This window comes from Natronomonas salina (genome assembly GCF_013391105.1).
Lineage (GTDB): Archaea > Halobacteriota > Halobacteria > Halobacteriales > Haloarculaceae > Natronomonas > Natronomonas salina.
In genome coordinates this window covers 824,215-850,280 of record NZ_CP058335.1, presented here as the reverse complement: position 1 = coordinate 850,280, position 26,066 = coordinate 824,215, and the positions used below count along the sequence as shown (strand labels likewise).

Genomic DNA, 26,066 nt, shown 5'->3' with positions numbered 1-26,066 from the left:
GCAGAGCCGTCAGGACGCCAGCACTCTCGGCAACCCAGGCCGATACGGATCGTATCTTCTAAACCGACGATCGGTCCTCCTGAGGTGGTATCGAATCCTGCCAACTGCCCTTCTGATTCAGTGGCGATCAGGCTACCCTCACACATGTCGTCGATCCGTCGTGGCCTGCAAGACCCATCTCGATCTCTCTCTCTCTACGTATTTGTACCGATGAAGGTATCTGGAAATTAGGATTTTTCATTCTGGGACTTCCGTGGCACCCTGTGATGCGTCGACGTCGATTCATGAGTACAGTGGCGGGTGTAGCGGCTGCCGGAACCGTTGGAACAGCGAGCACAGAGTCACTTCCAGCGGGACTGGCGACGAGGGTCGCGGCTACCCAGGAGGGACAGATCGGGCAGATGTTGTTCTCGTCGACGAGCGGGTTACTGGCGGCGGATGGCGAACCGCTGACGGATAGCTCGCTCGTCGCCGTCTACGCCGAACCGACCGCGACGGTCAGGGACCGTGACGATGACGGCGACGCGGTGAACTACCCCGACGACGTTGACGTACCGCTCGTCGGCGTGGAGGAACGCGGGGACGGCGCCGTCGTCGGCGTCGGAGCGATGCTGGTCAACGATGGCGATCTCGTCCCGGAGCTCGAGGGCGAGGACCCCCTCGGTGACCTCGGCAACGAGGAATTCCTCCTGAACCTGTACGACGAGTACACGGCTGGCGGAACCGTCCTGTGGGATGAGGGCCACGGGCAGTTCTACACGCTCGACAGCTTCCGGAACTTCGAGGCGTACGCCGAGGACAACGGCTACACAGTCGAGTCGACATCTGACCTGACGACGGAGCTGTCTGCGGCAGATGCGGTCGTGATCACCGCTCCGGGCGATGCGTTCACGACCGACGAACTCGACGCGCTCGACAGCTTCGTCGCCGACGGCGGGCTCGTGGTCCTGCACGACCAGTCGGACTTCAGCAATTACGACGAGACGGCGAACCTGAACGCGGTCGCTGACGGTCTGGGACTCGGATTCCGGTTCAATGACGGCGAAGTCGGGGACACGGAGAACAACGTCGGTATCGATTATCTCCCGCTGACGTCGAACTTCAACGACGACTTCCCGCTGTTCGAGGACCGGCCGGGAATCACGATCGATCTGCGGCGCGGCCGGGAGTACGACGTTGCGATCGACAGCGTGGCCGACGGGGACACGTTCGACGTGGTGTTCGACGCTGCGGATGTCGGGCTGGAGACGGACTACACGGCGACCGTTCGGGTCCTCGGAGTCGACACACCGGAGAGTGCGAGCGTCGCCGCCTCGGCGGAGCGTCCCGAAGAGTGGGAGGGCCTGGCCTACGATATCGGCGAGCCGGACGCGGTGGACGAGTTGGTGTTCGACTCGACCGCCAGCCTACTCAGCGCTGAGATGGACCCGCTGACGGATGACTCGCTCGTCGCCGTCTACGCCGAACCGACCGCGACCAACACCGATACGGACGATGGCGATGACGCGGTCACCTACCCTGACGACACCGATATCCCGCTGGTGGCGATCGACGGGACAGTCGCCGGGATCGGCGCGCCGTTCGTCGACGCCGATTTCGACACGACCGCGGACAACGAGGAGTTCCTGCTGAACCTCTACGATCACCTCGTCGACGGCGACACGGTCCTGTGGGACGAGGGCCACGGGCAGTATTACACGCTCGACGAGTTCAGTACCTTCGAGACGTACGCTGAGGACAACGGCTACACGCTCGAGCCTACGACCAACCTGGCTGGCGATCTCTCGTCGGCGGACGCGGTGGTCATCACCTCGCCAACCGACACGTTCACGACTGACGAACTTGACGCGCTCGACGGCTTCGTCGCCGACGGCGGCGCCGTCATCCTGCACGACCAGGCGGACTTCAGCAATTACGACGAGACGGCGAACCTGAACGCGGTCGCCGACGGCCTCGACCTCGGGTTCCGGTTCAACGACGATCAAGTCGAGGACGAGGAGAACAACGCCGGCAGCGACTTCGTTCCCACGACGGCGAACTTCGCCGGTCCGGATTCGCTGTTCGAGATGCGCGATGGAATCGACGACGACCCGGACGCTCGCACGACGGACTATCTCGTCGAGTGGGCCGACCGCGGAACGGAGTTCGCCCGTAACCGCCTCGAGGGTGAGCGTGTCACGGTGTACTTCGACGAGAACGAGCCGCTCCGTGATCCGACGCGGCTTCTCGCCTACGCCGAGTACGACGTCGACGGCGACGGGCAGCGCGAGACACTGTACAATCGTGAGTTAATCGAATCGGGGTACGGTCGCGTCTACGGCTCGACGTTGGCCAGACACGACGAGTTCTGGGCTGTGGAGTGGGCGGCCCGGCAGGACGGGACGGGGATCTGGACAGAGAGCGATATCAGTGCGGCCTCGCCGTACCGTGAGGGGGCGCTGGATGAGGTGTTCTTCCCGGACGCGGCCGTCCTCGACCATGCCCAGGGTCGCCCACGCCCCCAGACGGTCGCTGTGTACTCCGAGCCCGAGGCGGCCCGTGACGGGCGGTCGTCACGGAAGCAGCTCCCGTTGTTCGGTGTGGACTCGGAGGCGGGCGTCGCCGTCGGCGGGTCGCTACTCATCGACGAGTCCTACGAACGGCTCGAAGGATTCGAGGCCGACACGTCCGGGTTCGCTAACTTCCCCTTCCTGAGCGATGTGATCGAGGACCTAGCTGACGATGACCGTGAGGACATCGTCTTCATCGACGGCGGCCACGGACAGGCCGGCGTCGAGTACGCACTCTCCAACGAGGACGCCGCGTACTACCAGCGGCACCTCGAAGGGCGCGGCACGACCTTCGAGCAGATCAACGACGTCACGCTCGATCGGCTCTCCGGGGCCCGAGCCCTGATCGTTACGACGCCGGTTAGCGAGTTCACCGCCGAAGAGGCGGCGGCCGTCCGTTCGTTCCGTGACGACGGCGGGGCCGTCGTCCTCCTCGGGTCCGGGTCGGCCCCGTCGGCGGCGACGGGATATCTCAACGAGCTGGCCGCGACTCTCGAGACGGGTCTGCGCGTTGGCGACAGCCGCGTGACCGACGCCGTGAACAACGTCGCCGACGACCCAGCCATCCCTACGACTACCGATATCGATGTGTCCCCGGATGCGTCCCGAAATCGCGGCCGCAACAACGGGAACGGACAGGGCCCCAGTAGCCGGGGCCAGTCGGACGACTGATGCATTGAACTGTGCCCCGAGCGGAATCCGTGAATGATCGATGGACGAATAACGATTCGCGGGTGTCCTCCAGGGGGATCGGCAGTCCGACCGGGATGCTGGTCCTGCTCGGCCTGAGCTTCGGTATCGTCGGGATCTGGCTAGCTCTCGACGAGGAACAACCCGAGTACGACGCCGAATCCCAGTCCGGCGAACGATGACCAGAAAATCCGGGCTGTAGCGGTTACGCGCCTCGCTCTCGGTAGAGCGCAGCGAGCGACGCGATCAGCGCGACGAGCACTGCACCGGCACCGGGCGCCGTCTGGTCCATCGGTCCCGACGATCCGTCGTCGTCTGTCGCCCGGTCGTCGGATGTCTCGGTCCCGTTCGTCTCGGTCGGCGATGTGTCGGTCGCGTTCGTCTGGTTCTGTTCGTCACCGCCGGTCTCGGACTGTTGGCCGATGCCGTCCAGCTGCAGCACGACGGTCACCTGCCCGTGGGACTGCCCCGTCTCCATCGTCCACTCGCCGCCGGCCTCCTCGTAGGAGACGGCGTCCTCGATGGCGTCGACGTCGCTGTCCCAGGCCTCGTGGGCCTGCTGGATGTAGCCGACGACCTCGACCCGGTCGGCGTGCTCGCCGTCGACGATGGCCTCGCCGTACTCGATGGTCTTGTTGTCCGGCGGGCCGTGGTACTCGATGCAGTGGGCGTCCATGTAGCCGTCGCCCTGCGGGAGGTCGTCGCTGGTGCCGAACTGGTCGGAGTCCAGCGGCCGGTCGTAGTGGTCGGTCATGGGGAACTCGACGACCATCGGGTCCGCGTAGGAGTGCCACGGCAGCGACGGCGTCGGGATGGTGACGGACGTGTCGGGGACGCTTTCGCCGACCACGACCTCGCCCGCTTCGTTGCGCAGCGTCACGCAGATCTTCCCGGAGGCGTTCCCGATCATCGGGTCGCGGTAGCGGTCCCGGGGGTTGTCGTAGCTGATCCAGCTGCCGTCTTCGGCCTTTGCCTCGAAGTACTCGTCGCCCTCTTCGGGGGCCTCCTCGACGTACCGCTGTTCGGAGACGGCCGAGGAGTTGACCGAACTGCCGTGCTCCGAATCGTTGTGGCCCTCGTGGGCACTCGCGATGCTCGACCCTGATCCCCCACCGCCGAAGGCGATCGCCGCTCCAGCCACGAGAAGGCAGAGCCCGACGATGAGGAGGGCGTGTCGGAAGTATACTGAACGTGTCATCGTATTTCACGACGATGTCCGCCCGAGCGCGACGCCGACGAGTCGCGGACGGTCGTCGACCGGTCCACCCGGGCCGGACCTCGTCCCGTTCTCGGCGAGCGGGGAGAACCCGATAAGTATTCACAGGCTATGGCAGTTATCGGGCTTCTAGCGAGGGGCTACCGGCCGATTCCGTCGGACGGGCCACAACACGGCCGGTCCTCGAAGTCACCGACCACTCGTCGACTCGTCGCCACTCCATTAGAGTTTTGTCGGCGTGCGACGCAGATTCAGGTCACTTCGATGGTCGCTGGAGCCGATAGCCACGCGCCGACCGCCGCAGGGGACCGATGACCGGAGCGCCGGACCTCCCGGTCGTCCTCCTCGCGGTGCTGCTCCCGTTCGCTGCCACGCTGTTCGTCCCGCTCTGCTACCGGGCTCTCGGCGAGCGTACCGGCTACGTCGGCGCCGCGGTCGCCCTCGCCTGTTTCGGCCTCCTCGCCACCCAGCACGGCACGAGCGGCACCGTCGGCGTCCCCTGGGTGCCGCAACTCGACGCCGCCTTCCGGTTCCACGTCGACGCCTGGGGCCTCCTGTTCGCGCTGCTGGCAAGCGGCATCGGCGTCCTCGTCTTCGTCTACTCCGCGGGCTACATGCACGGGGAGTCCTCCCTTCCGCGGTACTACGCCGCGCTGCTCGCGTTCATGGGGTCGATCCTCGGCATCGCGCTCGCCGGCGACCTCGTCGTCCTGTTCCTGTTCTGGGAGCTGACGAGCGTCTGCTCGTTCGTGCTCATCGGCCACCACGACGCCGACCCCGAGTCGAAGTACGCCGCCCGGATGGCGATGTTCGTCACCGTGGGCGGCGGGCTGTTCCTGCTGCTCGGCGTCCTCGCGATGCGGTACGCCTCGGCGACGGCCCTCGGCACGGCCACGTTCGACCTCGTCGCGATGCTGGAGAACCCCGAGGCGATGCAGACTGCCCTCCGGGAGACCGGCCTCTTCGTTCCGGTGTTGCTGTTCGTCGCGGTCGGCGCCGGCGCGAAGTCGGCGCAGGTGCCGCTGCACTTCTGGCTGCCGAACGCGATGGCCGCGCCGACGCCCGTCTCGGCGTTCCTCCACTCCGCGACGATGGTGAAGGTCGGCGTCTACCTCGTCGGCCGGTTCCGCCCGATCCTGGCGAGTCCCGAGTGGCTCGTCCTCTTCGCGTCGGTCGGTATCCTGACGATGACCGTCACGGCCGTCCTGGCGGTCGCGGCGACCGACGTCAAGGAGCTGCTCGCGTACTCGACGGCCAGCCACCTCGGGCTGATGGTCGCGGGCTTCGGCTTCACCTCCTACTACGGCGCCGGCGCCGGCGTCTTCCACCTGCTGAACCACGCGACGTTCAAGGCGGCGCTGTTCCTCGTCGCCGGCATCGTCGCCCACCAAGCCGGCACCCGCCGCATCGCCGACCTCGGCGGGCTCCGCGGCGATCTCCCGATCACCGCGCTCGTCACCGCCGTCGCGGCACTCGGGATGGCGGGCGTCCCACCGTTCAACGGCTTCTACTCCAAGGAGATGCTCTTCGAGGCCGCCTACGAGGCCGGCCACGAACTGGGCGGGCTCGGCTGGCTCTTCCCCGCCGCGGCGACCCTCGCTAGCGTGTTCACGTTCCTCTATTCAATCCGCTTCTTGTCGATGTTCTTCGGCGAGAAGCCGGCCGCCCTCGGCGAGGTGGATCGGCCGCCGCTGACGTTGCTCGCGCCGCCGGCCGTCCTCGCGGTCGTCGCGGGCGCCGTCGGCGTCGCGCCGTCCCTCGCCGAGGAGGTCATCGTCGGCTCCGCGGTGACGGCGACGGGCGGCAACCCCGAGAACGTCCACTTCGGGCTGCCGACGCACGTCTCGCCGGCGCTGGGGATGACCGCGGTCGCGCTCGGCGGCGGCGCCCTCCTCTATCCGTTCTACGACCGACTGCACGACGGCATCCGGTCCGGCCTGGCGCGGGCTCCGGCGGTCCGGGCGAACTGGTGGTACGACCTCTCGCTCGACGGCCTCGACCGCGCCAGCGTCGCGCTCGTCCCGCGCGTCCAGAACGGACTGCTCCGGACCTACGTCGCCTGGCTCGTCGGTACGGCGGCCGCCCTTGCCCTCGGCGGCTACCTCGCGGCCGGCGTCGACGTCCCGCCGGTCGACCTCCTGGGAACCTCTGGGGTCATCCTGCTGGTACTGCTCGTCGGCGTCGTCGCCGCGGGCTTCATGACGACCGACCCCTCGCAGGTCCTCGGCGTCCTCCTGCTGTCCGTGGTCGGGTTCATGATCGCTATCGTCTACATCCTCGCGAGCGCGCCCGACCTCGCGCTGACCCAGCTGGTCGTCGAGACGCTCACGCTCGTCATCTTCCTGCTCGTCATCGAGGAGCTGCCGGCGTTCTACGGTGAGATAGAGGGCTGGACGGCCGCCAGGGACGCCATCCTCTCGCTGGCAGTCGGTGCTGCGGTCTTCGTGACGGTCCTCGTCACGTCGAACGGCCCGGAGTCGGAACTTGCGCGGTTCTTCACCGAGAACGCCGTCGAAGAGGGCGGCGGCACGAACGTCGTCAACGTCATCCTCACCGACTTCCGGGGCTTCGACACGCTCGGCGAGAGCGTCGTCATCGTCATCGCCGCCGTCGCGGTGCTGACCGTCGTCCTGATGCGAACCCGGGGTGAGTCGCCGTGAGCACGGTCATCATGCGCACGACGACCCGCGTCGTCGTCCCGTTCATCGTCATGGTCTCCATCTCGCTGTTCGTCCAGGGGCACAACCTCCCCGGGGGCGGCTTCATCGGCGGCGTCCTCACGACCGTCGGGTTCGTCCTCATCTACATCACCTTCGGCCTCGACGACCTGGAGCGCGTCCTCCTCGGCGAGGTGGCCACGACGGGCGGGAACCCCTTCGAGGACCGCATCGTCGACGCCTACCGCCGCCTGTTCGTCTTCGGGCTGGCGCTGGCCGTCACCAGCGGCCTGGCGGCGATAGCCCTCGGCTACCCGTTCCTGACCCAGGACTACGTCATCCTCCACGATGTCCCGATCTACCACGAACTGGAGTTCGCCAGCGCGCTCGCCTTCGACCTCGGCATCTACTGCGTGGTCGTCGGCGGTCTCCTCACGGTGCTCTCGGTGGTGGGATCGGAATGACGGTCGTCCTCGCGGCGCTGCTCGGCTCGCTGTTCGCCTTCGGGACGTTCCTGCTGCTCCGTCGGGACCTCGTCGCCGTCATCTGGGGGACCGCCATCGTCAGCCAGGGGGCGAACCTCTACCTCCTGACGATGGGCGGGTTCGTCGAGGCCAGCTTCGACGCCGTCCCCGTCCTCGCGACCCACGGCGGCGAGGCGCCCCAGACGACCGACCCGGTCGTCCAGGCGCTCGTCCTCACGGCGATCGTCATCAGCTTCGGTATGACCGCCTTCGCGCTCGTGATGACCTACCGGGTGTACGAGGAGCACAACACCCTGGACGTCTTCGAACTCGGGGGTGACCGCTGATGGTCGCAGACCACCTCGTCATCGCGCCGCTACTCGTCCCGCTCGTCACGGCGACCGTCGCGCTGCTGACGCGTCGCTGGCCCGCGGTCCGCACCGGAACCGCGCTCTTCGGCGGCGTCGTCTACGCCGCCACGGTCGCCGCCGTCGTCTGGAGCGTCGTCCTCGCACCCGACGCGCCCGGCGCCGTCGCCTACCAGCTCGGCGGCCACGCCGCACCGTTCGGCATCACGCTCGTCGTCGACGCTCTCTCCGCGTTCATGCTCGTCCTGACCGCGGCCATCGCCGTTCCCGCGCTCGTCTTCTCCCAGCGGTACCTCAGGCGGGAGGACCAGGACGTCTTCTACTACCCCCTCTATCACTTCCTGCTGCTCGGGATCACCGGCTCGTTCCTCACCGGCGACCTGTTCAACCTCTTCGTCTGGTTCGAGGTCATGCTGATGGCCAGCTACGTCCTCATCTCCTTCTACGGCGGGCCGAAGCACACCCGCGCGACGCTGTGGTTCCTCGTGCTCAACATCGTCGGCAGCGCCGTCATGCTGGTGGCCATCGGCGGGCTGTACGCGACGACGGGGACGCTGAACATGGCCGACATGGCCCAGCAGCTCGCGGACCCGGCGGCTTCCGGCGTCCCGGTCGCGCCGGTCGTCGGCCTCTCGGGACTGCTCTTCGCGGTCTTCGCCCTCAAGGCCGGACTCGTCCCCTTCCACTTCTGGGTGCCGAGCGCCTACACCGCGGCGCCGATGCCCGCGACCGCACTGCTGGCCGGCGGCTCCAAGAAGGTCGGCGTCTACGCCATCGTCCGGCTGTACTTCACGGTCTTCTCGGAGGCGACCGTCCCGGTGAGCCTCCCGGGCGCAAGCGGGGACTCGCCGCTGGCGTTCCTCGGGCCCGTCCTCCTGGTGATGGCCATCGCCAGCATCGCCGTCGGCGGCGCCGGGGCGATACAGGCCGGCTCCCTCGAGGGGGTGTTCGCCTACTCCAGCATCGGCCAGGTCGGATTCATCGGGGTCGCCGTCGCGGTCGCCGCCGTGGCGCCCGACGCCGCCGCCCGGAACCTCGCGCTGCTGGCGGCCCTCGTGTTCGCCTTGCACCACACGCTGACCAAGGGGATGCTGTTCCTGGTGGCCGGCACCGTCCGCAGCGCGACGGGCACCAGCCGGCTGGCCGACCTCGGCGGGCTGGCGGGGCGGTATCCAGTCGTCTCGGGGACGTTCTTCGTCGGCGCGCTGTCGCTGGTCGGCATTCCGCCGCTCTCGGGCTTCGTCGGCAAGTTCCTGGTCTTCGACACGGCGCTGCGCGGCGAGGCGCTCGCCGGCGGCGTCGCGCTCCTGGTCGGCTCCGTGCTGACGATCGCGTACGCGACGCGAGCGTGGACGGTCGCCTTCTGGGGCGACCGGTCGACGGCCGTCCACCACGGCGGTCGCGACAGCGTCCAGGTCGCGATCCTCGTCGTGCTGGCGCTGGCCGTCGTCGGCGTCGGCGTCGGCTTCGAGGGCGTCTACCGGTTCGCCGACGCGGCGGCGACGGCCGCGACCGACACCGACGCCTACGTCGAGGTCGTCCTGCCGGACGGAGGTGGTTCGTCGTGAAGACCCGGACCTGGCCCGTCTTCGGGCTCGTGCTCGTGGCGCTGTGGCTGTTCGTCCGCGGCCCCGACCCGACCCTCGACGCCGTCGTGGGCGAACTGCTGTTCGGCGTCCTGATCGGCTTCCCCGTCGCGTTCCTCTTCCGGCGGTTCTACGCCGACACCTACCACCTGGACCGGGGAATCCGCGCGGTCCCGTACGCGGTCCTCTACGTGCTCGTGTTCCTCCAGGAGGTTGTGGTCGCCAACCTCGACGTCGCCTACCGCGCCGTGGCGCCCGGCCCGCCGATCGAGCCGGAGGTCATCTACGTCCCGCTGCGGGTGGAGACCGACCTCGGGGTCACCACCATCGCCAACAGCATCACCATCACGCCGGGGACGGTGACGCTCGACTACGACGAGGAGTTCAACGGGCTGTACGTCCACGTCATCGACGGCCGGAACGTCGAGGAGGTCGTCGAGCCCATCCGGACCTGGGAGGACTACGCCCTCGTCATCTTCGACGAGGAGCTCGACCCGGGCGACCGGCCGCAGCGGGTCACCATCACGGGAGGTGATCGCGGTGGCCGCTGAGGCGACGCCGGCGTTCTTCGAGGTGGCCGTCGAGGCGGCGCTGCTGCTCGTCGCCGGGCTCTGCGTGCTCTGTACGTACCGCGTCGTCGCCGGCCCGACCATCCCCGACAGGGTGGTCGCCGTCGACGCCATAGCGACGAACGTCGTCGCCATCGCCGTGCTGTTCGCGCTGTTGACCGGCCGCGGACTGTTCGTCAACGTCGGGCTCGTGCTAGCGATCATCGGGTTCATCGCGACCGTCACGGTCGCGAAGTTCGTCATCGAGGGGGACATCATCGAATAATGGTCGAAGCTATCGGAACCGTCGAGGCGGCCGTGATGACCGCACTGATAGCCGTCGGCGTGCTGTTCCTGGCCATCGGGACGATCGGGCTGCTCCGGTTCCCGAACGTCTACAACCGGATGCACGCGACGAGCAAGCCGACGACCCTGGGAACGGCCGCCATCTTCACGGCCGCGTTCGTCCGGTTCGGCCCCGGCGGCGACGGGCTGCCGTCGCTGCTCGGCATCGCCTTCCTCTTCCTGACGGTGCCGACCGGCGCCCACATGATCGCCCGCTCGGCCGAGCGGATGGGCGTGCCCTTCGAAGAGGGGGTGACCTGGCCGGCACCGCCCGAGGTGGAGGCGGAAGTCGACGACGCGGCGACAGAGGGTGAGACGTCGACCGACGGGGACGGTACACGACCGGCCGACGAGTCCGATGAATCGTCCGGGGACTGAGCCCCTTGCCCGCTTGTTGTCGGCTAGCTGAACTTTCACCGCCTCTTTCCCCCTGTGCGACGTAGTGGCGAGCATGCCCGACGTCAACGAGGTCGAGACCGAGGACGATTACGTCCACGTACGGTTCAACGACCCCGACCAGTACGACGAGATCCGGACGCCGGACTGGGCCGAAGAGCCGGCCCAGTCGGTCTCCGAGGGCGCCGAGGTCCGGACGGGCCAACAGGAGGGCAGCGACGACTGGGAGGTCCAGAGCGTGCTGATCGACAAGCACGTCGGCGAGGACAAGGCCGAGGAGCAGGCGAAGGAGATCGTCGACAAGATCCAGTCGTGACGGGGACGGCAGGCGTCGTCGACCGATGAACGACCACCCGCCGCCGGCCCGTTCCACTCCGCCGGCGTGTTCGTTCTGTGGATACGACGTTCCGGCTGGCGTGACCCCCGTCGAGTCCGACGGGCGGCTGTTCTGTTCGGCGTCCTGTGCGGCCGGCGCCGAGCGCGGGGAGGCTCCCTTCGCCGGCGCGGTGGACTACAAGCGGACCGCCCTCGGTGTCGACGCGCTGTCGGCGGGGCTGCCGAGCGGCATCCCCGGTAACGCCGCGGTGCTGCTCGCCGGCGAGGAGGGGACCCGCCTCCAGGGGTTGCTGCAGGAGTGCGTCTGGCGGACGCTCCAGCGCGGCCAGCCTGCGGTCGTCGTCTCGATGGACCGGCCGCCGTCCTCACTGGTCGACAGTTTCCTCACACACGACTGGAACGTCCTGCCGTACCTCGACGACGGGAGCCTCGTCGTCGTGGACCTCTTCACGAAGCGACTGCACGACGAGTCGGCGGTGACCCGCCGGGCGAACCGCTGGAACCGCCACCTCCAGGGGGTCCTCCAGGATGCGGTCGCGGTCGTCGACGAACCCAGCGACGTCCTCGAGATCGCCAACGAGGTCGACGGCGCGGTGGCCGACGCGGGCCTGACCGAGTCGGGGCTCGTCGCCGTCGACTACCTCACCGAACTGGCCGCCTTCGCCCAGGAGGCGCGCGCGACGAACCTCCTGCGGGAGCTCCGCGCGCTGGTCTGCAAGAGCCGGTACGTCCCGATGGTCGCGGGCGCCAGCGTCGGCCGCTTCGACGATCTCTATCCGACGGACTTCCCGCACGACCACGAGTACCTCTTCGACGGCATCGTCGACCTGGAACTGGACGAGGACGACGACGGTACCCGACGGAAGCGCCTCTCGGTCCGCAAGATGGACGACGCGCCCGTCGACCCGCTGTGGTTCGAGTACGAGTTCCGGCCGGACGCCGGCTTCGTGGCCTCCGGGTCGGCGATTCCCATCGATTACCAGTGATGTCGTGAGGAGGGATGCTGTTGCGGGCTCGCAACAGAAGTCATCTAGCTATCCGTCCGCCGACGTAGGGGATCGCCAGATCGGTCTATACTGACCAGTAGCTCGCTCTTTCCTTCTCGAACGCGGCCGCGTCGGACGGTGCTTCAGGACCTGACCGACCGGGAAAACTTATGCCACGGTAGCCAATCGTGGCGGGTAAGGAGTTCTTACCGCCCGATGGACAGTCTTACCGAGCACGGAATCGACGTGGCCGACCCCCGGATGAACGACGCCTACATCCGCGTCTGTTCCGGCGGGAACGGGGCCGCCGACGTCTTCCTCGTCGGCGTCGTCCACGACCACCCGGCCAGCGAGTACCGCGCCCAGCGGATCGTCGAGGCGGTCGCGCCGGAGACGCTGGCGCTCGAACTGCCGCCGCTGGCGCTGCCGCTGTTCGAGGAGTACGCGACGGAGGCGACGACCCCGCCGAGCTACGGCGGCGAGATGAGCGCGGCCATCCAGGTCGACGCCGCCGACCGGACGGTGGGCATCGACGGACCGACGCTCGGCTTCACCGGGCGACTGGCGCGGACGCTCCTCCAGGAGCGCGCCGGGCTCCCGACGATCTGCTCGTCCGCGCGTGCGCTGGCGTCCGTCACGAAACACGCCGCGGTCTGCCGGGCGGCGGCGGCGCTCTCCCGGACGCTGTCCGTGCAGATCGAGGTCGACGCCTCGGAGGCCGCCTACGGGACCGAGTGGGGCGACGCCCCCGAATCGCAGGCCGAGAACGAGCGGCGGCAGGTCCGGAAAGCCCAGTTCATCCTCCAGGCCTTCGGGTCCTCGAGGGTCGGCAACCTCAGGGACGCCACCCGCGAGGAGCACATGGCTGCCCGATTGTCGCGGCTCCGGCGGGACGGCGACGTGGTCGCCGTGGTCGGCATCGACCACCTCGACCCGCTCGTCGAGCTCCTCGACCAGGACGACTGAATCGAGAGACGGCGCCCAGACGTTCCTTGCCGGAGACGCCGTTCTTTTATCCCGGGCAGGCACCTGCAAGTCTTCAGTTTAGATGGACAGGCCGGCTACCCTTAGTACGGGTTGCGACCGTGCATCCCGGCTAACATGAACGCAGACATCACAACGGGCGTAGAGATGGAGTTGTGGGTCGTGGACGAGCACGGTCAGCTCTGCGACGGCGAGGGGCTCGCCGACGCCCACGACCGAATCAAACCGGAGTTCATCGACCCGTTGCTGGAAGTGCAGACCGAACCCCACGACAGCGTGGCCGGTCTGCGTCGCGACCTGCAGGAGGTTCTCACGGCGGCCATCGACGCCGCCGAGGCCGACGACAAGCAGCTCGTCCCGCTGGGAACGCCGCTGACCGACGCCGACGCGCCGGTCAACTGCGACCGCGGGCGGCTCTACGAGCGGATCTACGGCGACGGCGTCGCGAGCGCCAAGAACTGCGCCGGGACGCACGTCCACTTCGAGAAGACCGACGTGGTCCGACAGCTCAACCTGCTGACGGCGCTCGACCCCGCGCTCGCGCTCGTCAGCTCCTCTCCCTACTACCGCGGCGAGAAGCGATACAGTTCCTCGCGCGCGGACGGCTACCGGACCGAGTGCGGGCCGGCGTTCCGCCAGTTCTGCGACCTCTGGAGCTACGTCGACAGCGTCGACGAGTGGCAGTCCCGCGTCGAGGGCGCCTACGACGACTTCGTGGCCATCGCGGCCGATCGGGGCGTCGATCCCGACCTGGTCGAAGAGGAGTTCGACGCCGAGAACACCGTGTTGAACCCGGTGCGGCTCCGCCGCTGTCAGCCGACCGTCGAGTGGCGCGCGCCCGACGCCGCGCTGCCGAGCCAGATCCTCCGGCTGGCCGGCGACGTCCGGGAGTTGGTCGCCCAGGTCGACTCGACGCCAGTCGAGATCGGCGGCCGGGGCGTGTCGACTGACCGCATCGACGTCCCCGAGTTCTCGGACCTCTGGGAGCTCAGCCGGACCGCCATCGAGGACGGGCTCGACTCAGGGCGCGTCCGGAGCTACCTCCGGTCGTTCGGGCTGGACCCCGACGCCTACCGGCCGATCACCCGGAAGATCTACGGCCCGCAGTCGCTCTCGGAGCCGACTGCGTGCGAGCTCAGACTCGAGTACGCGCGCCGGCTCCGCGAGGACGTCGAGTCGCTGACGCCGGTCGCACGGACCGCGACCGTCGACCGGGAGCCGCAGTCGATCTGACGCCCGTCCGGCCCGATTTTCTCGCCGTCCGTCGTCGAGCGTGCACTTGCGGGCTCGCCGTTTATCCGCCGGGAAGCCGAACCTGTGGGTGATGGAAGACCGATCTCCCTTCGACGTGTCGCCAGATGGCGGTGCGGAGTCGTCGCTCGACCGACTGGACACGGGGCTCGAACTCGTGATGGCCGCGGAGGTCCTCGGCGAGGCCCTCGAGGCGATCGACATCGAGGCGCTCCGCGCGGGCGCCTCGCTCGAAGAGGCCGTCGACGCCGAGCGACTCGGCGCCGCGATCGGCCGACCGGCCGGGCACCTGCTCGCCCGCCGGATGGTCGGCGACGCCGCCGGCGACGGGCTCGCGGGGACCGTCGCGCGCGAAGCCGCGGGACGAGCCGGCGCCCGGGCCGTCACCGTCGCGGTGGAACGCTTCGAGTACACCTCCTCGTGATCGCCTCCGTCTCCGACGGACGTTCGCGTCCCCGACCGAACTGCAGTCACCGCGGGTAACCCGGCATGGACACCGACGAAGGACTGCTGATCGCACTCGTCGCAGTCCTCTTCGCCCTGTCTGTCGCGCTGGTCCTCCCCTACCTGCAGTTCCTGCTCGCGGCCGTCGTCCTCGCCTTCGTGCTCCGGCCGCTGCAGGTCGAACTCGAGCCGCATCTCGGGCGGTCGGCGTCGGCCGGGCTCCTGCTCGTGCTCAGCCTCGTCGCTCTCATCCTGCCGTTCTTCCTCGTCACGGTGTTCGTCGCCAGCGACGTCATGGCGTTCGTGAGCGGCCTCGAGGAGCAGGACCTGAACTTCGGGATGATCGAACGGCCCATCCAGAACTACACCGGCGTCGAGGTCGACGTGGGTTCGGCGGTGCGGTCGTCGCTCTCCGGATTCGGCAGCTTCGACAGCGCCCTCTCGGTGTTCGGGACGCTGACGCACGTCCTCATCGGGCTCGGGTTGCTCCTGTTCCTGCTGTTCTTCTTCGTCCGCGACGCCGACCGCTTCGTCGAGTGGTTGCAGGCGATGTCGCCGCTGCCAGCGACGGTTACCGACGAGCTCATCGACCGGACGGTCAGCATCACCAACGCCGTCCTCGCCGGCCACGTCCTCGTCGCCATCGTCCAGGGCGTCCTGGCCGGCGTCGGGCTCGCGGTGTTCGGCGTCCCGAACTTCGTCTTCTGGACGCTGGTGATGATCATCCTCGGGCTGATCCCGATCATCGGCTCCTTCGCCATCTGGGCGCCGGCCTGCGTCTACCTCTTCGTGATGGGCGAGACCGTCTCCGCCGTCGCGCTGTTCGTCTACGGGTCGACAGTCGTCGCCATCTCCGACGACTACCTCCGACCGGTCATCGTCGACCGCTACGCGCACGTCAGCCCGAGCGTCATCATCATCGGCGTCCTCGGGGGGCTCTCGGTGCTCGGCTTCATGGGCCTGTTCGTCGGGCCGATAATCGTCGCCGCGCTCAAGGAGTCCATCGAGGTCTACGACGCCCACTACGGCTACCCGACGCGGGAACTGGAGCGCTGACCCCGGGGTCGGGGGCCGGCCACCGCCCCTCGCTCGTCGTCCACCTGGACACAACCGCTTTTGCCGTAATCGACGAAGGGGGACTATGAGCACGATAGTCGGCGTCGAGTCCGACGGCGCCGTCGCCCTGGCTGCCGACCGCGGGAACGTGACGGACGGAACGAAGACCGGATCGGTCGACCGACTGTTCGAGTTCGGCACCGCGGCCGCCGTCGCGGTCGGCGACCAGGGGAGCGTCGACTCCTTCGGACGCCGACTGGAGGCGGAGCTCGACCGCGAACGCCTCGAACGCGACGTCGACGTCGGTCGACTGGTACGGATGGCCGCCGACATCGCCTCGGAGGAGAACGTCGAGGCGATCGTCGCCGCCCGCGACGACGACGACGGAGCGGCCGCCCTCCGCTCCGTCGATTCACACGGCGCCGTCCTCGACGACACCGTCGCGGCGTTCGGGTCTGGGACGCAGGTCGCGCTCGGAATCCTCGAGTCGGAGACGTTCGACGACGAGCCAAGCGGGCTGGAGGACCACGTCCGCGAGGTCCTGGCGACGGTGGCGGAACGGGACGCCGATACTGGGGACGATATCGCCTCCTGGTCGCTCTCGGCCGATTCCTGAACCCCATCTCCGGCGGTAGAACTGTCCTACTCACGGCGTCGTCCTATTGCTGTTGCCCGAGTGTCCACGTGAGAATCCAACTTTCGCTGGGCTATAGTGTCGGGTGGAACAAAAGCGGAAGCCGCTCGATTAAGTCCGTAACCGGAATACGACGGCCGACTCCCGCCCGGGTCACGGATGTCACCTCAACACAAGATTAATGGTCACCTACCGGCAGGTTCCGGGTAGCGATGCACGGCAACCGACAGAACACCGCCCCCGCCGCCCCTCAGAACCAGCCGCAGCCCCCGCAGCCGTACTTCGTCCAGCACGACTTCGGCGGTCCCAGCGACCTGACGACGACGCTCGTCCACGCGCTCTCCGACGTCACGGGCGCGGACGTCACCCAGGCCGAGAGTAGCCTGTGCAACTACGTCGACCCCGCGTCGCTCGACCGGCTGTTCGAACCGGCACCGGACGGCACCCAGCGGCCCAACGGCCACGTCAGCTTCACCATCTGGGACCACCAGGTCACGGTCTACCACAACGGCCAGATCGCGATCACGCCGCCCGCGAACACCCAGCCTGCGTAGGCGTGTCAGTATCACACATGCTCTGGAAGGGGTCTGAGGGGTTCGATTCGTCGGTTCTCGGTGTAAGAACTTACTAGCCGAACGGCCTCATCTTACTCTGCTGAACGGTATCGTCGGTTTATCTACGGATTCCGCGTCGGTGCACACGTTGGCGGGGGACCGGCGTCTCCGACCGAACAGCGGCGCGACCAGTCGAACGGAGTCGCCGGCGCCAGCCAGCAGGTGACCAACCATGAACCCGAATCAGCAGAACCCGAATCAACAGCAGACGAATCAACAGCAACCGACCCAGGACAGTCAGCAGGCACTCCAGCAGGCTATCAAGGCGCCCCTGGAGCAGTCCCTCCAGATCCAGAAGAGCGTCGCGGAGTCGTTCATGAACGGCCTGGAGATGGGCTATCAGGCCCAGAACCAGGGGATCGACATGACGCGGGACTTCCTCCAGAATTACATCGACACCGTCGACGACGCGGTCCGGAGCACCGAACAGATGGCCGAACAGGGGATCCACCAGGGATTCGAGCTCCAGCGGGAGAGACACAGCAGCAGGCCCAGCAGGCGTTCCAGCAGCCCCAGCAGCAACAGTACCAGCAATCACGAGGGCAGCAGTACCAGCAGCCACAGGGCCAGCAACACCAGCAGCCGCAGAGTTCGCAGTCCCAGCAGTATCAACAGCCTCAGTCTCAACAGTACCAGCAACAGCCGCAACAGCATCGACAACAGACACAGCAGTCTCAGCAGCACGATCAGTCGCAGCAACGCCAGCCGCAGTCCCAGCAGTTCCAGCAGCCGCAGGGTCAGCAACACCAGCAGCCCCAGCAGCAACGGTACCAGCAGCCACAGGGCCAGCAGTATCAACAGCCCCAGCAGCAACAGTACCAGCAGCCGCAGGGCCAGCAATACTCGCGGCAATCACAGATACCGCAGTATGCGTCCCAGCAGGGTCAGCAGCAGCCACAGGAGAGCCAGCAGCAACGGCAGACCGGACGGTCGCAGGACTTCGGTGACGAATCTGGCCCGGAGCAGCAGCCAAGCGAGGGGCGCTCCGAGAGTGTTCCATCGGACGAGACGAGCGGTGAGATGCCAGAAGAACCGACGGACGAGACAGAGCCGTCCACCCAGGAGACCCAGTAATCGGCGCGACTGCGCGAACGTCGGGAGCACTTCTTTCCTGGAGGAAGTCCGACGCGGTCGTCGTGGTCGGAACTTTCAGTACGGCCGAGTCGAGACGACGCAGTATCCGACGAGCGGCGGTACCGGTTAGAAGGACTCGTCCTCGTCGCCGTTCTGCTCGGCGGTCCCGGCGCCGCGGTCGCTGTAGCCCTGGCGGCCGACGGCCTCGACGCCGACCATGTTCAGCATCGTCTCGTGGACCTCGTCGGCGTTCTCGAACTGTCGGTCGCCCAGATCCTCGAGGAGTTCCGCCAGCCTGACGCTGCCGCTGGAGTGCTCCAGTTCCCGGTCGCCGTACTCCTCGAGGATCTCGGCCTTCGACAGGGGGTAGCTCTCGGACTCCAGGTCGTCGGTCAGGTCGCCGAACTCGATCCCCCGGTCTCTGTTGTCGCTCATGGGACGGAATTCGGCGCGCACCCGTAAAGTAGTTCGCCGGGTCGTCACGCCGCCGGCGTCACGAGACGGGGACCTCGACGAGGGTGATCTCGTCGTCGTCGACCGTCGCGAGCGCCTCGCGGAGTTCCGCCCGGGTCCTCGGGCGGTACGCTTCGATGCCGAAGCTCCGCGCGAACGCCTCGAAGTCGGGGTTCGTCAGCTCCGTCCCGAAGTGCTCGCCGCGGCTCGCCTCCTGCTTCTCGGAGATGAGGCCGTAGTCGTCGTCGGTGAAGACCACGACGCTGTAGCCGCAGTCCAGCCGGGTGGCGGTCTCGAGTTCGGCGGCGTTCATCAGGAACCCGCAGTCGCCCGTCGCGGCGACGACGTTCCCGTCGACGGCGAGGTCGGCGGCGATGCCGCCCGGGACGGCGATTCCCATGCTCGCGAAGCCGTTCGAGACGATGCAGGTGTTCGGCTCGTGGGTCGGGAAGTTCTCCGCGATGGTCATCTTGTGGCTGCCGACGTCGGAGACGAGGACGTCCTCGGGGGCCATCGCCTCCCGGAGCAGCGGGAGGACGCCCTCGACCGAGAAGGGCGCCTCCGCCGCGGCGTCGACGTCCACGGACGCCTGGATCTCCGCCCTGAGGTCGGCGTACCACCCGTCGTCGAAGGAGAAGTCCTCGACGCGGTCGGTCAACTCCCGCGTCGTCCGCTCGACGTCCGCGACGATCTCCACCTCCGGCTGGTAGTCCTCGTACACCTCCGCGCCCTCGCTGTCGACGTGGACGATCGGCGTCTCCGGGTCGGCGAGCCACTCGTCGGGGTCGTGCTCGGCGATGTCGTAGCCGACCGCCACGACGAGGTCCGCCCGCTCGACCGCGGTCCTGGCCTGGCCGTCGTCGCCGGACTTCACGGTCATCAACGACCGCGGGTCGCTGTCGTCGACGGCGCCCTTCCCCATGTAGGTGGAGACCACCGGGAGGTCGGTCGCCTCGACCAGCCGGCGGAGTTCGGCGTAGGCCTCGGTCCGGACGGCGCCGTTGCCGACGAGGACCAGCGGCCGTTCGGCCTCCGCGAGCAGCGACTCGCAGGTCGCCAGCGCCTCGGGACTGGGTCTGGACCCCGGCGTGCGCTCGGCGTCGTCGAGCGGTTCGCGGTCCGTCTCCTCGGCGGCGACGTCCTCGGGCAACTCGAGGTGTGTGGCGCCGGGCTTCTCGCGCTGGGACAGCTTGAACGCCTTCCGGACGGCCTCGTGGACGATGTCCGGGTCGTTGAGCTGGACGTTCCACTTCGTCACCGACTCGAAGGTGTCGACGACGTCGATGGCCTGGTGGCTCTCGTGGTGGAGCCGCTCGAGGCCGCCCTGGCCGGTGACGGCGACCAGCGGGCTCTTGTCGAGGTGGGCGTCGGCGACGCCGGTCAGGAGGTTCGTCGCCCCCGGGCCGAGCGTCGAGAGGCAGACCCCCGCCTCGCCGGTCACCCGGCCCCAGACGTCGGCCATGAACGCGCCGCCCTGCTCGTGGCGCACCTGGACGAACTCCACCTCGGAGTCCCGCAGCGAGAACAGCAGGTCCTCGTTCTCCTCGCCTGGGACGCCGAAGACGTACTCGACGCCCTCGCGCTCGAGGCAGGCGGCGAGCAGGTCGGCCGCGGTCATTCGACCCAGACCGTCTTCCGGTTGACGAACTCCTTGATCCCGGGTTCGGAGAGTTCGCGGCCGTACCCCGACTCCTTGACGCCGCCGAAGGGGACCCGCGGGTCGGACTTCGTCAGCTGGTTGACGAACGTCATCCCGGCGTCGATCTCCCGGGCGACGCGCTCCCCGCGGTCGCGGTCCTCGGTCCAGACGCTCGCGCCCAACCCGAAGCGGGTGTCGTTGGCCACCTCCACGGCCTCGGTCTCGTCGGCGACCTCGGTGACGGCTGCCACGGGGCCGAACACCTCCTCGTCGTCGATCGGGCACCCCTCGGGGATGTCCTCGAGGACGGTCGGCCGGTAGAACGCCCCGTCGCGGTCCAGCCGCTCGCCGCCGGTGAGCACCGTCGCGCCGGCGTCGACGCTCTCATCGACCTGCTCGGTGAGCTCCTCCAGCTGGTCGTCGCCGACGAGCGGCCCGACCTCGGTGTCCTCGTCCATCGGGTCGCCGACGGAGAGGTCCTCGACCGCCTCGACGAAGCGGTCGACGAACTCGTCGTAGACGGACTCGTGGACGACGAACCGCTTGGCGGCGATGCAGGACTGCCCGGCGTTGAGGTTCCGCGCCCACGCGCCGGTCTCCGCGGCTTCGTCGAGGTCGGCGTCCTCGAGGACGACGAACGGGTCGCTGCCGCCGAGTTCCAGGACGGTCTTCTTGAGGTTCTCGCCGGCCGCGGCGGCGACGGCCCGGCCCGCCCCGCCGCTGCCGGTCACCGTCGCCGCCGTCACGCGGTCGTCCTCGAGCATGTCGTCGACGAGGTCCGAGGGGATCAGCAGCGACTGGAAGACCCCCTCCGGGAAGCCGGCCTCCTCGAAGACCTCCTCGATGGCGACGGCACACCCCGGGACGTTCGAGGCGTGTTTCAGCAGCCCGACGTTGCCGGCCGCGAGGTTCGGCGCCGCGAACCGGAACACCTGCCAGAACGGGAAGTTCCAGGGCATCACCGCAAGCACGGGGCCGAGCGGCTGGTAGGTCGTCTTCACGGTCGCGCCCGCGGGACTGGAGTGGGGCTCGTCGTCGAGGTACGCGTCGGCGTGTTCTGCGTAGTGCTCGCAGACCCACGCGCACTTCTCGATCTCCGACTCGGCCTGCTCGATCGGCTTGCCCATCTCGCGGGTCATCAGTTCCGCGAACTCCCGCTTCCGGTCCCGCAGGACCTCGCCGGCCGACTCGAGCAGCTCCTCGCGTTCGCGGATCGGCCGGTCGCGCCACTCCTCGAAGGCGTCGGCGGCGCGTCCGAGCGCGTCGTCGACCTCCGATTCCCCGGCCTCGTCGTACGACTCGAGGCGCTCGCCGGTCGCTGGATTGACGCTCTCCATGTCCGGGGGTTGCGGCGCGGCGTAGTTCAATCCCCCAGACGGGGGGCGCGAGTTCGCTCTCCGTACCCGCCGCCCCGGCCTCTAGTAAGCCCGCGTTACGAGACGCGGTGGCATGCCTGCCTCTCGTACGACGGGCGTAACGAACGCGGTAAAATGTCCGTTGTTGTGTGGAATAACTGGACGAACATCTGGTAACTGCCTGTATCGCCCGCCCATTTTATCACCGCGTCCGGAGAATCTCCACTCGTCGAACCGGTGGGTGCGCTACCGGCGACAGCTTCAACCATGACACGGAACCCAGGAGACAACCAGCCGAACCAGCAGGATCGCCAGCCACAGAACCAGCCGCCGCGCCAGCAGCCACCACAGCAGCCGCCCCAACAGTCCCACCAGCAACCCCGGCAGGGCCAGCAAGGGCAGGGCCAGCCCGGAATGGGCCAGCGAGGGCAGCACTCGCAGGGGCAGTCCCACCAGGGTCAGGGCGGACAGCCCCACCAGCAACAGTCCCAGCAGCCGCCCCAGCAGTCACAGCAGCCGCCCACGAGCCAGCAGGGGATGGGTCGGCAGGGAACGGGACAGCAGAGTCAGCCGCCGATGGGCCAGCAGAGCCAGCCACCGATGGGACAGCAGCCCACCCAGCAGTTCTCCCCCGGCCCGTCGCAGGGCGGCCAGAGTCAGGTGCCACGGGGCGGCCAGCCCCAGGGGATGCAGCAGGGGCAGTCCCAGCAGTCCTCGTGGGGTCAGCCGCCGTCGGCGCCGCCGACGACCCAGCAGGGTCCGGGCGGCCCCGGCGGTCAATCGAGCGGGCGGCCCGGAGCGACCCAGTTCGGGCCGGCCCCGCTGGAGCCGGTGAGCATCGAGGACATCGCCAGGACGGAGGTCGTCACGGCCGAGCGCGATGACACCGTCGAGTCCATCGTCGAGGACATGGCCGAGAACAACGTCGGGAGCGTCGTCGTGGTCGAGGAGGACCGACCGGTGGGTATCGTCACCGACCGGACGATCACGCTCGCGCTTCGCGAGACTCCCGACGTCGTCGAGCAGACGGCCGAGGAGCTGATGGCCGAGGACCTCACGACGGCCGACCTCGAGTCGGACGCCTTCGAGGTGCTCGACCGGATGAGCGAGACCGGCGTCCGTCGCATCCCCATCGTCGACGAGGACGGCGAACTGAAGGGGATCGTCACGCTGGACGACGTGCTCCTGTTCCTCGAGGACAACCTCCACACGGTCGCCGAGACGGTCCGGGCGCAGTTCCCGGACATCTAGGCGGAGAACCGAGTTCGTTCTTTCAGACGCCGGGGACGCCGATGGCGTCGAACGTCGTGATTCCGACAGCGGCGAGGACGTACAGCACCACGAGCGAGGCGGCCCACGCGATGAGCGCGATGCCGGTCGCGCGCAGCCAGCCGCCCGGGTACCGCCAGTTGAGCACGCCGATGTAGACGAGCAGCGCGATCACGGGGCCGATCAGGGGGATCCAGCCGAGGAACAGGCCGACGATGGCCCACAGCACCGACGCGATCAGCGCCGTCACGATCGCGTAGGTGTAGTCCTCGACGTCGACGATGAGCCTGGCACCGACGTAGATGCCGAAGGCCCCGACGAGCAAGCCGACCACGAACACGATGAGGGAGTCGATTACTGCCACGTGTGAACCGACGCCCCGACGGGGGATTGTTAGCCGTCGGTTAGGCAGATCTGGCGGATTCCGGCCGGGTCGGACCGCCGGATGGGTTCGGAAATCCCCGTGCAGGTCGTCCCGACACCACCTCGTCTGGGGCCGACCGCCGGCGTTCGCCCAGCTTACGTGACGTCAGCCGGCCGAAACTGAGCTCACGTGGTGCCTACAACAGAATACTCACCGGCCGCGCGTACTCGCGAGTAGCGGGCAGCGAAACCGACGAAAAGAATCGTGGCCGGTCGGAGCGGCTGGTCCCGGGGCGCTTACCGGACTTCGTCGAAGTCCTTGTGACCGCGGATGTCGACGCCGTCGCCGGTGATCGTCGCGAGGTAGACGCCGTTCCCGGAGCCGGTGTCGCGCTCGACGGCGGATTCGACGGCGCGGGCGGCCAGCGAGGACGCCTCCTCGATGGAGAGGCCCTCCTCGTACTCGCTCTCGAGGGTCCCGTAGGCGACCTGCATGCCGCTGCCGGTGACGGTGTAGTCGTCCTTGACGACGCCGCCGGCGGGGTCGATCGAGTAGACGTGGCTGCCCTCCTCGTCGACGCCGCCGAGGATCGGGTGGATGGCGCGGAACGGGCCGCCGCGGGCGAAGTTCCCTGCCAGCGTCGCGAGCGCGTCGATGTCCATCGGCTCGCCGCGGCGCGTCTCGTAGAGGGACGCCTCCGCGCGGAGCGTGCGGATGAACGACTGGGCGCCGCCGACGCTGCCGACCAGCGTCAGGGCGGCGGTGGGGTGGATCTGTTCGACCTTCTGGACGTCCTTGTTGGAGACGAACCGGCCGCCCAGCGAGGCGCGCATGTCGGTGGCGATGACGACGCCGTCGTCGGTCGCGATGCCGATCGTGGTCGTCCCCGTCTTGTTGACCGACGCCTCGTCGTTGTCGGACGACTCGAAGGCGCCCAGTTCGGGCTCGTACGGCGAGAGGTCCTCGCGGTCGAGGGCGGGGTTATTCATCGGACTCACCCGTCTCGATCTCCGCGAGGTGCGATTCGACTTCCTCGGTCTCGATGGTGCGGAACGACCGCGACTCGGCGTCGATGACCGCGAGTTCGACGGCCTTCGCCTCGAGCTCCTCGTCGGTGGTGGCGAGACCCTGCAGGGCGAGGTCGATACCGGCGTCGAGGTCGAGGTCCTCGCGGTAGCCGTCCTCGAGGACCGACTGGATCTCGTCGCGGTCGCCGCCGACCGCCGTCGCCTGCCACTCGTAGGGCGTCCCCGAGGGGTCCGTCTCGAAGAGTCGGGGCTCGCCGTTCTCGTCGACGCCGCCGACCAGCAGCGCCACGCCGAACGGGCGTGCGCCGCCGGTTTGGGTGTACTCCTGGATGTGGTCGGTGACGGCCTTCGTCAGCGTCTCGACCGGGATGGCCTCGCCGTAGCGGAGCCGCTCGGTCTGGGCCCGCCGTCGGGCGAAGTCGATGAGTTTGCGCGCGTCGGCCACGTGGCCGGCGCTCGCGACGCCGACGTGGTCGTCGATCTTGTGGAGCTTCTCGACGGAGTCGCGTTCCATCAGCGGCGACCGGATCCGCCGGTGGGCGCCGAGGACGACGCCGTCGGGGGTCCGGACACCGACGCTCGCGGTGCCTCGTGCGACGGCCTCGCGGGCGTACTCGACCTGGTAGAGGCGCCCGTCGGGGGAGAAGATCGTGATCCCCCGGTCGTACGCCTGCTGCTGTGATTGTCCTTGCATTGTGTGTAGAGGGCCGCTCTGGCCTTCACCTCGGGTTATGGGGTCCCCCATATATACCTTGCTTATAAGAGGATAACCTTGCCACGACTTTGACGAACGCTAACAAGCCTTTCGGATGGGACACCTCGTGAACCCGTTCACGGCGTCGCGAGGCGCTGCAGACGGGCGACGCGCTTCTCGACGTCGGGGTGCGTCGACAGCAGTCGGTAGAGGACGTCCGGCGCGTACTCGTCGTCGAACGGGAGGGCGCCCTCCAGCCGGAACTCCTCGGGGACCGAGTCGTCGACCGTCCGGAGCGCGCCGGCCAGCGCCAGCGGCTTGCCGGTGACGTCCGCGGCCCGCCGGTCGGCGGCGAACTCTCGCCGGCGCGACCGCTCGAGCACCAGGAACGCACAGACCGCCGGGACGACCATGACGACCGAGAGGACGGTCTTCCGGACGCGCCAGGCGAGGCTCCGCGGCCAGGTCGACGGTGCGCCCCGGACCCACCCTGATGCCTTCGCGAGCCCCGTCAGGAGGATGATCGCCGGCGACAGCACGAGCGTGACCACGCCCACCGCGGTCTGCAGGCCGGTGAAGGCGAGCATCCGCGAGAGGCCGTCGCCGTTTTCCAGGTGGGCGAGCTCGTGGGCGAGCATGGCCTCCATCTGTTCGTCGTCGAGGAACTCGAACAGCGACACGTCGACGACGACCACCCCGCCCGCCGGGCCGTCCAGCGCGAACCCGTTCGGCGCCTCCAGGTCGGTGAACAGGACCGACGGTTCGGCGACGTCCATCCGGGCGCAGAGTTCGTCGACGCGGTCGGCGAACCTCGCGGCCCGGTCGGTGGGCGCCTCGACGGTCGGGACGCGCCGGAGGAGCCGCCGGGCGCCGTACCGATAGTTCAGGTACGCGAGGCCGAGCGCGCCGGCCATCAGCACGGGGACGAGCGTCAGCGTCGAGGGCCGGTCGACGACGGCGAACCGCAGCAGCCGGTAGGCGAGGTACGCCACCCCCGCGTAGCACGCGAAGGAGAACGCTCCCGCGGCGGCCATCAGGAGTCGGCCCAGGACGCGTCCCATATAGC

Annotated in this window: 28 protein-coding genes; 18 read left to right on the top strand and 10 right to left on the bottom strand. The window is 68.4% G+C overall.

The features are described from left to right. The first annotated feature begins 401 nt into the window (after positions 1–401). Both HWV07_RS04750 and HWV07_RS04745 read left to right on the top strand, forming a co-directional pair. Entirely contained in the window at positions 402–3,221 is a 2,820-nt protein-coding gene (locus HWV07_RS04750) for a DUF4350 domain-containing protein (protein ID WP_178333196.1), read from the top strand. A 62-nt stretch (positions 3,222–3,283) separates the two neighbouring features. Beyond that, positions 3,284–3,421, top strand: a complete 138-nt coding sequence (locus tag HWV07_RS04745; protein ID WP_178333195.1) for a hypothetical protein — start codon at positions 3,284–3,286, stop codon at positions 3,419–3,421. Between the two features lie 23 nt (positions 3,422–3,444). Here the strand turns inward: HWV07_RS04745 and HWV07_RS04740 are convergent, their stop codons facing one another. Then, positions 3,445–4,437, bottom strand: coding sequence for a PGF-CTERM sorting domain-containing protein (locus tag HWV07_RS04740; protein WP_178333194.1), 993 nt, complete (start codon positions 4,435–4,437; stop codon positions 3,445–3,447). Positions 4,438–4,766: 329 nt separating this feature from the next. Here HWV07_RS04740 and mbhE point away from each other — a divergent pair, with 329 nt between their 5' ends. The 15 genes from mbhE (at position 4,767) to HWV07_RS04665 (ending at position 17,064) form a co-directional block, all read left to right on the top strand. Beyond that, the gene (mbhE, locus tag HWV07_RS04735; protein ID WP_178333193.1) at positions 4,767–7,115 is read left to right on the top strand and encodes a hydrogen gas-evolving membrane-bound hydrogenase subunit E; all 2,349 of its coding nucleotides are present in this window, start codon (positions 4,767–4,769) and stop codon (positions 7,113–7,115) included. Further along, positions 7,112–7,576, top strand: coding sequence for an MnhB domain-containing protein (locus tag HWV07_RS04730; protein ID WP_178333192.1), 465 nt, complete (start codon positions 7,112–7,114; stop codon positions 7,574–7,576). Before mbhE ends, HWV07_RS04730 begins: the two co-directional genes overlap by 4 nt. Continuing rightward, entirely contained in the window at positions 7,573–7,923 is a 351-nt protein-coding gene (locus HWV07_RS04725) for a sodium:proton antiporter (protein ID WP_178333191.1), read from the top strand. Before HWV07_RS04730 ends, HWV07_RS04725 begins: the two co-directional genes overlap by 4 nt. Continuing rightward, positions 7,923–9,512 carry a complex I subunit 5 family protein gene (locus HWV07_RS04720; RefSeq protein WP_178333190.1) on the top strand — a complete coding sequence of 530 codons (1,590 nt, stop codon included), beginning with the start codon at positions 7,923–7,925 and terminating at the stop codon, positions 9,510–9,512. The genes HWV07_RS04725 and HWV07_RS04720 overlap by 1 nt, the downstream gene beginning before the upstream one ends. Then, positions 9,509–10,081: a Na+/H+ antiporter subunit E gene (locus HWV07_RS04715; protein ID WP_178333189.1), complete on the top strand. Its 573-nt coding sequence runs from the start codon at positions 9,509–9,511 to the stop codon at positions 10,079–10,081. The genes HWV07_RS04720 and HWV07_RS04715 overlap by 4 nt, the downstream gene beginning before the upstream one ends. Then, positions 10,071–10,364, top strand: coding sequence for an MrpF/PhaF family protein (locus HWV07_RS04710; RefSeq protein WP_178333188.1), 294 nt, complete (start codon positions 10,071–10,073; stop codon positions 10,362–10,364). Before HWV07_RS04715 ends, HWV07_RS04710 begins: the two co-directional genes overlap by 11 nt. Next, positions 10,364–10,801: a monovalent cation/H(+) antiporter subunit G gene (mnhG, locus tag HWV07_RS04705; protein WP_178333187.1), complete on the top strand. Its 438-nt coding sequence runs from the start codon at positions 10,364–10,366 to the stop codon at positions 10,799–10,801. Before HWV07_RS04710 ends, mnhG begins: the two co-directional genes overlap by 1 nt. Positions 10,802–10,865: 64 nt before the next feature. After that, positions 10,866–11,135, top strand: a complete 270-nt coding sequence (locus tag HWV07_RS04700; protein WP_178333186.1) for a hypothetical protein — start codon at positions 10,866–10,868, stop codon at positions 11,133–11,135. A gap of 100 nt (positions 11,136–11,235) precedes the next feature. Further along, complete coding sequence (locus HWV07_RS04695; protein ID WP_178333185.1) at positions 11,236–12,141, top strand: RAD55 family ATPase; 906 nt, start codon at positions 11,236–11,238, stop codon at positions 12,139–12,141. Positions 12,142–12,357: 216 nt separating this feature from the next. Next, positions 12,358–13,107, top strand: coding sequence for a hypothetical protein (locus HWV07_RS04690; protein WP_211694226.1), 750 nt, complete (start codon positions 12,358–12,360; stop codon positions 13,105–13,107). A 135-nt stretch (positions 13,108–13,242) separates the two neighbouring features. Further along, positions 13,243–14,358 (top strand): glutamate-cysteine ligase family protein, encoded by a 1,116-nt coding sequence (locus HWV07_RS04685; RefSeq protein ID WP_178333184.1) that lies wholly within the window; start codon positions 13,243–13,245, stop codon positions 14,356–14,358. Between the two features lie 91 nt (positions 14,359–14,449). After that, positions 14,450–14,800, top strand: a complete 351-nt coding sequence (locus tag HWV07_RS04680; protein WP_178333183.1) for a hypothetical protein — start codon at positions 14,450–14,452, stop codon at positions 14,798–14,800. Between the two features lie 65 nt (positions 14,801–14,865). After that, positions 14,866–15,876: an AI-2E family transporter gene (locus tag HWV07_RS04675; RefSeq protein WP_178333182.1), complete on the top strand. Its 1,011-nt coding sequence runs from the start codon at positions 14,866–14,868 to the stop codon at positions 15,874–15,876. Positions 15,877–15,961: 85 nt separating this feature from the next. Further along, the gene (locus HWV07_RS04670; protein WP_178333181.1) at positions 15,962–16,492 is read left to right on the top strand and encodes an Ntn hydrolase family protein; all 531 of its coding nucleotides are present in this window, start codon (positions 15,962–15,964) and stop codon (positions 16,490–16,492) included. Between the two features lie 230 nt (positions 16,493–16,722). Beyond that, complete coding sequence (locus tag HWV07_RS04665) at positions 16,723–17,064, top strand: HalOD1 output domain-containing protein (RefSeq protein WP_178333180.1); 342 nt, start codon at positions 16,723–16,725, stop codon at positions 17,062–17,064. A gap of 447 nt (positions 17,065–17,511) precedes the next feature. Here the strand turns inward: HWV07_RS04665 and HWV07_RS04660 are convergent, their stop codons facing one another. The 5 genes from HWV07_RS04660 to HWV07_RS04640 form a co-directional block, all read right to left on the bottom strand. Further along, positions 17,512–17,658 carry a hypothetical protein gene (locus tag HWV07_RS04660; protein WP_178333179.1) on the bottom strand — a complete coding sequence of 49 codons (147 nt, stop codon included), beginning with the start codon at positions 17,656–17,658 and terminating at the stop codon, positions 17,512–17,514. Next, entirely contained in the window at positions 17,659–17,964 is a 306-nt protein-coding gene (locus HWV07_RS04655) for a hypothetical protein (protein ID WP_178333178.1), read from the bottom strand. 360 nt (positions 17,965–18,324) lie between these two features. Continuing rightward, entirely contained in the window at positions 18,325–18,633 is a 309-nt protein-coding gene (locus HWV07_RS04650) for a DUF5789 family protein (protein ID WP_178333177.1), read from the bottom strand. Between the two features lie 58 nt (positions 18,634–18,691). After that, entirely contained in the window at positions 18,692–20,269 is a 1,578-nt protein-coding gene (locus HWV07_RS04645; protein WP_178333176.1) for an acetolactate synthase large subunit, read from the bottom strand. Continuing rightward, the gene (locus HWV07_RS04640) at positions 20,266–21,627 is read right to left on the bottom strand and encodes an NAD-dependent succinate-semialdehyde dehydrogenase (protein WP_178333175.1); all 1,362 of its coding nucleotides are present in this window, start codon (positions 21,625–21,627) and stop codon (positions 20,266–20,268) included. Before HWV07_RS04640 ends, HWV07_RS04645 begins: the two co-directional genes overlap by 4 nt. A 285-nt stretch (positions 21,628–21,912) precedes the next feature. Here HWV07_RS04640 and HWV07_RS04635 point away from each other — a divergent pair, with 285 nt between their 5' ends. Beyond that, complete coding sequence (locus HWV07_RS04635; RefSeq protein ID WP_178333174.1) at positions 21,913–22,896, top strand: CBS domain-containing protein; 984 nt, start codon at positions 21,913–21,915, stop codon at positions 22,894–22,896. 22 nt (positions 22,897–22,918) lie between these two features. Here HWV07_RS04635 and HWV07_RS04630 read toward each other — a convergent pair whose 3' ends face one another. From HWV07_RS04630 to HWV07_RS04615, 4 genes are all read right to left on the bottom strand, one after another. Next, a complete protein-coding gene (locus HWV07_RS04630; RefSeq protein ID WP_178333173.1) occupies positions 22,919–23,278 on the bottom strand; it encodes a hypothetical protein in 360 nt (119 codons plus the stop codon). Between the two features lie 296 nt (positions 23,279–23,574). Next, a complete protein-coding gene (psmB, locus tag HWV07_RS04625; protein WP_178335990.1) occupies positions 23,575–24,267 on the bottom strand; it encodes an archaeal proteasome endopeptidase complex subunit beta in 693 nt (230 codons plus the stop codon). After that, positions 24,260–25,000: an archaeal proteasome endopeptidase complex subunit alpha gene (gene psmA / locus HWV07_RS04620; protein WP_178333172.1), complete on the bottom strand. Its 741-nt coding sequence runs from the start codon at positions 24,998–25,000 to the stop codon at positions 24,260–24,262. Before psmA ends, psmB begins: the two co-directional genes overlap by 8 nt. 137 nt (positions 25,001–25,137) lie before the next feature. Then, complete coding sequence (locus tag HWV07_RS04615; protein WP_178333171.1) at positions 25,138–26,061, bottom strand: M48 family metallopeptidase; 924 nt, start codon at positions 26,059–26,061, stop codon at positions 25,138–25,140. Positions 26,062–26,066 lie beyond the last annotated feature (5 nt).

Excerpts from the sequence above, each read along its gene's own strand:
- HWV07_RS04640 (WP_178333175.1), bottom strand. The coding sequence starts at position 21,627 with ATGGAGAGCGTCAATCCAGCGACCGGCGAGCGCCTCGAGTCGTACGAC.
- HWV07_RS04670 (WP_178333181.1), top strand. The coding sequence starts at position 15,962 with ATGAGCACGATAGTCGGCGTCGAGTCCGACGGCGCCGTCGCCCTGGCT.
- HWV07_RS04740 (WP_178333194.1), bottom strand. The coding sequence starts at position 4,437 with ATGACACGTTCAGTATACTTCCGACACGCCCTCCTCATCGTCGGGCTC.
- HWV07_RS04685 (WP_178333184.1), top strand. The coding sequence starts at position 13,243 with ATGAACGCAGACATCACAACGGGCGTAGAGATGGAGTTGTGGGTCGTG.
- HWV07_RS04645 (WP_178333176.1), bottom strand. The coding sequence starts at position 20,269 with ATGACCGCGGCCGACCTGCTCGCCGCCTGCCTCGAGCGCGAGGGCGTC.
- HWV07_RS04725 (WP_178333191.1), top strand. The coding sequence starts at position 7,573 with ATGACGGTCGTCCTCGCGGCGCTGCTCGGCTCGCTGTTCGCCTTCGGG.
- HWV07_RS04680 (WP_178333183.1), top strand. The coding sequence starts at position 14,450 with ATGGAAGACCGATCTCCCTTCGACGTGTCGCCAGATGGCGGTGCGGAG.
- HWV07_RS04650 (WP_178333177.1), bottom strand. The coding sequence starts at position 18,633 with ATGAGCGACAACAGAGACCGGGGGATCGAGTTCGGCGACCTGACCGAC.
- HWV07_RS04690 (WP_211694226.1), top strand. The coding sequence starts at position 12,358 with ATGGACAGTCTTACCGAGCACGGAATCGACGTGGCCGACCCCCGGATG.
- mnhG (WP_178333187.1), top strand. The coding sequence starts at position 10,364 with ATGGTCGAAGCTATCGGAACCGTCGAGGCGGCCGTGATGACCGCACTG.
- HWV07_RS04750 (WP_178333196.1), top strand. The coding sequence starts at position 402 with ATGTTGTTCTCGTCGACGAGCGGGTTACTGGCGGCGGATGGCGAACCG.
- HWV07_RS04665 (WP_178333180.1), top strand. The coding sequence starts at position 16,723 with ATGCACGGCAACCGACAGAACACCGCCCCCGCCGCCCCTCAGAACCAG.
- HWV07_RS04720 (WP_178333190.1), top strand. The coding sequence starts at position 7,923 with ATGGTCGCAGACCACCTCGTCATCGCGCCGCTACTCGTCCCGCTCGTC.
- HWV07_RS04615 (WP_178333171.1), bottom strand. The coding sequence starts at position 26,061 with ATGGGACGCGTCCTGGGCCGACTCCTGATGGCCGCCGCGGGAGCGTTC.
- mbhE (WP_178333193.1), top strand. The coding sequence starts at position 4,767 with ATGACCGGAGCGCCGGACCTCCCGGTCGTCCTCCTCGCGGTGCTGCTC.
- HWV07_RS04635 (WP_178333174.1), top strand. The coding sequence starts at position 21,913 with ATGACACGGAACCCAGGAGACAACCAGCCGAACCAGCAGGATCGCCAG.
- psmA (WP_178333172.1), bottom strand. The coding sequence starts at position 25,000 with ATGCAAGGACAATCACAGCAGCAGGCGTACGACCGGGGGATCACGATC.
- psmB (WP_178335990.1), bottom strand. The coding sequence starts at position 24,267 with ATGAATAACCCCGCCCTCGACCGCGAGGACCTCTCGCCGTACGAGCCC.
- HWV07_RS04675 (WP_178333182.1), top strand. The coding sequence starts at position 14,866 with ATGGACACCGACGAAGGACTGCTGATCGCACTCGTCGCAGTCCTCTTC.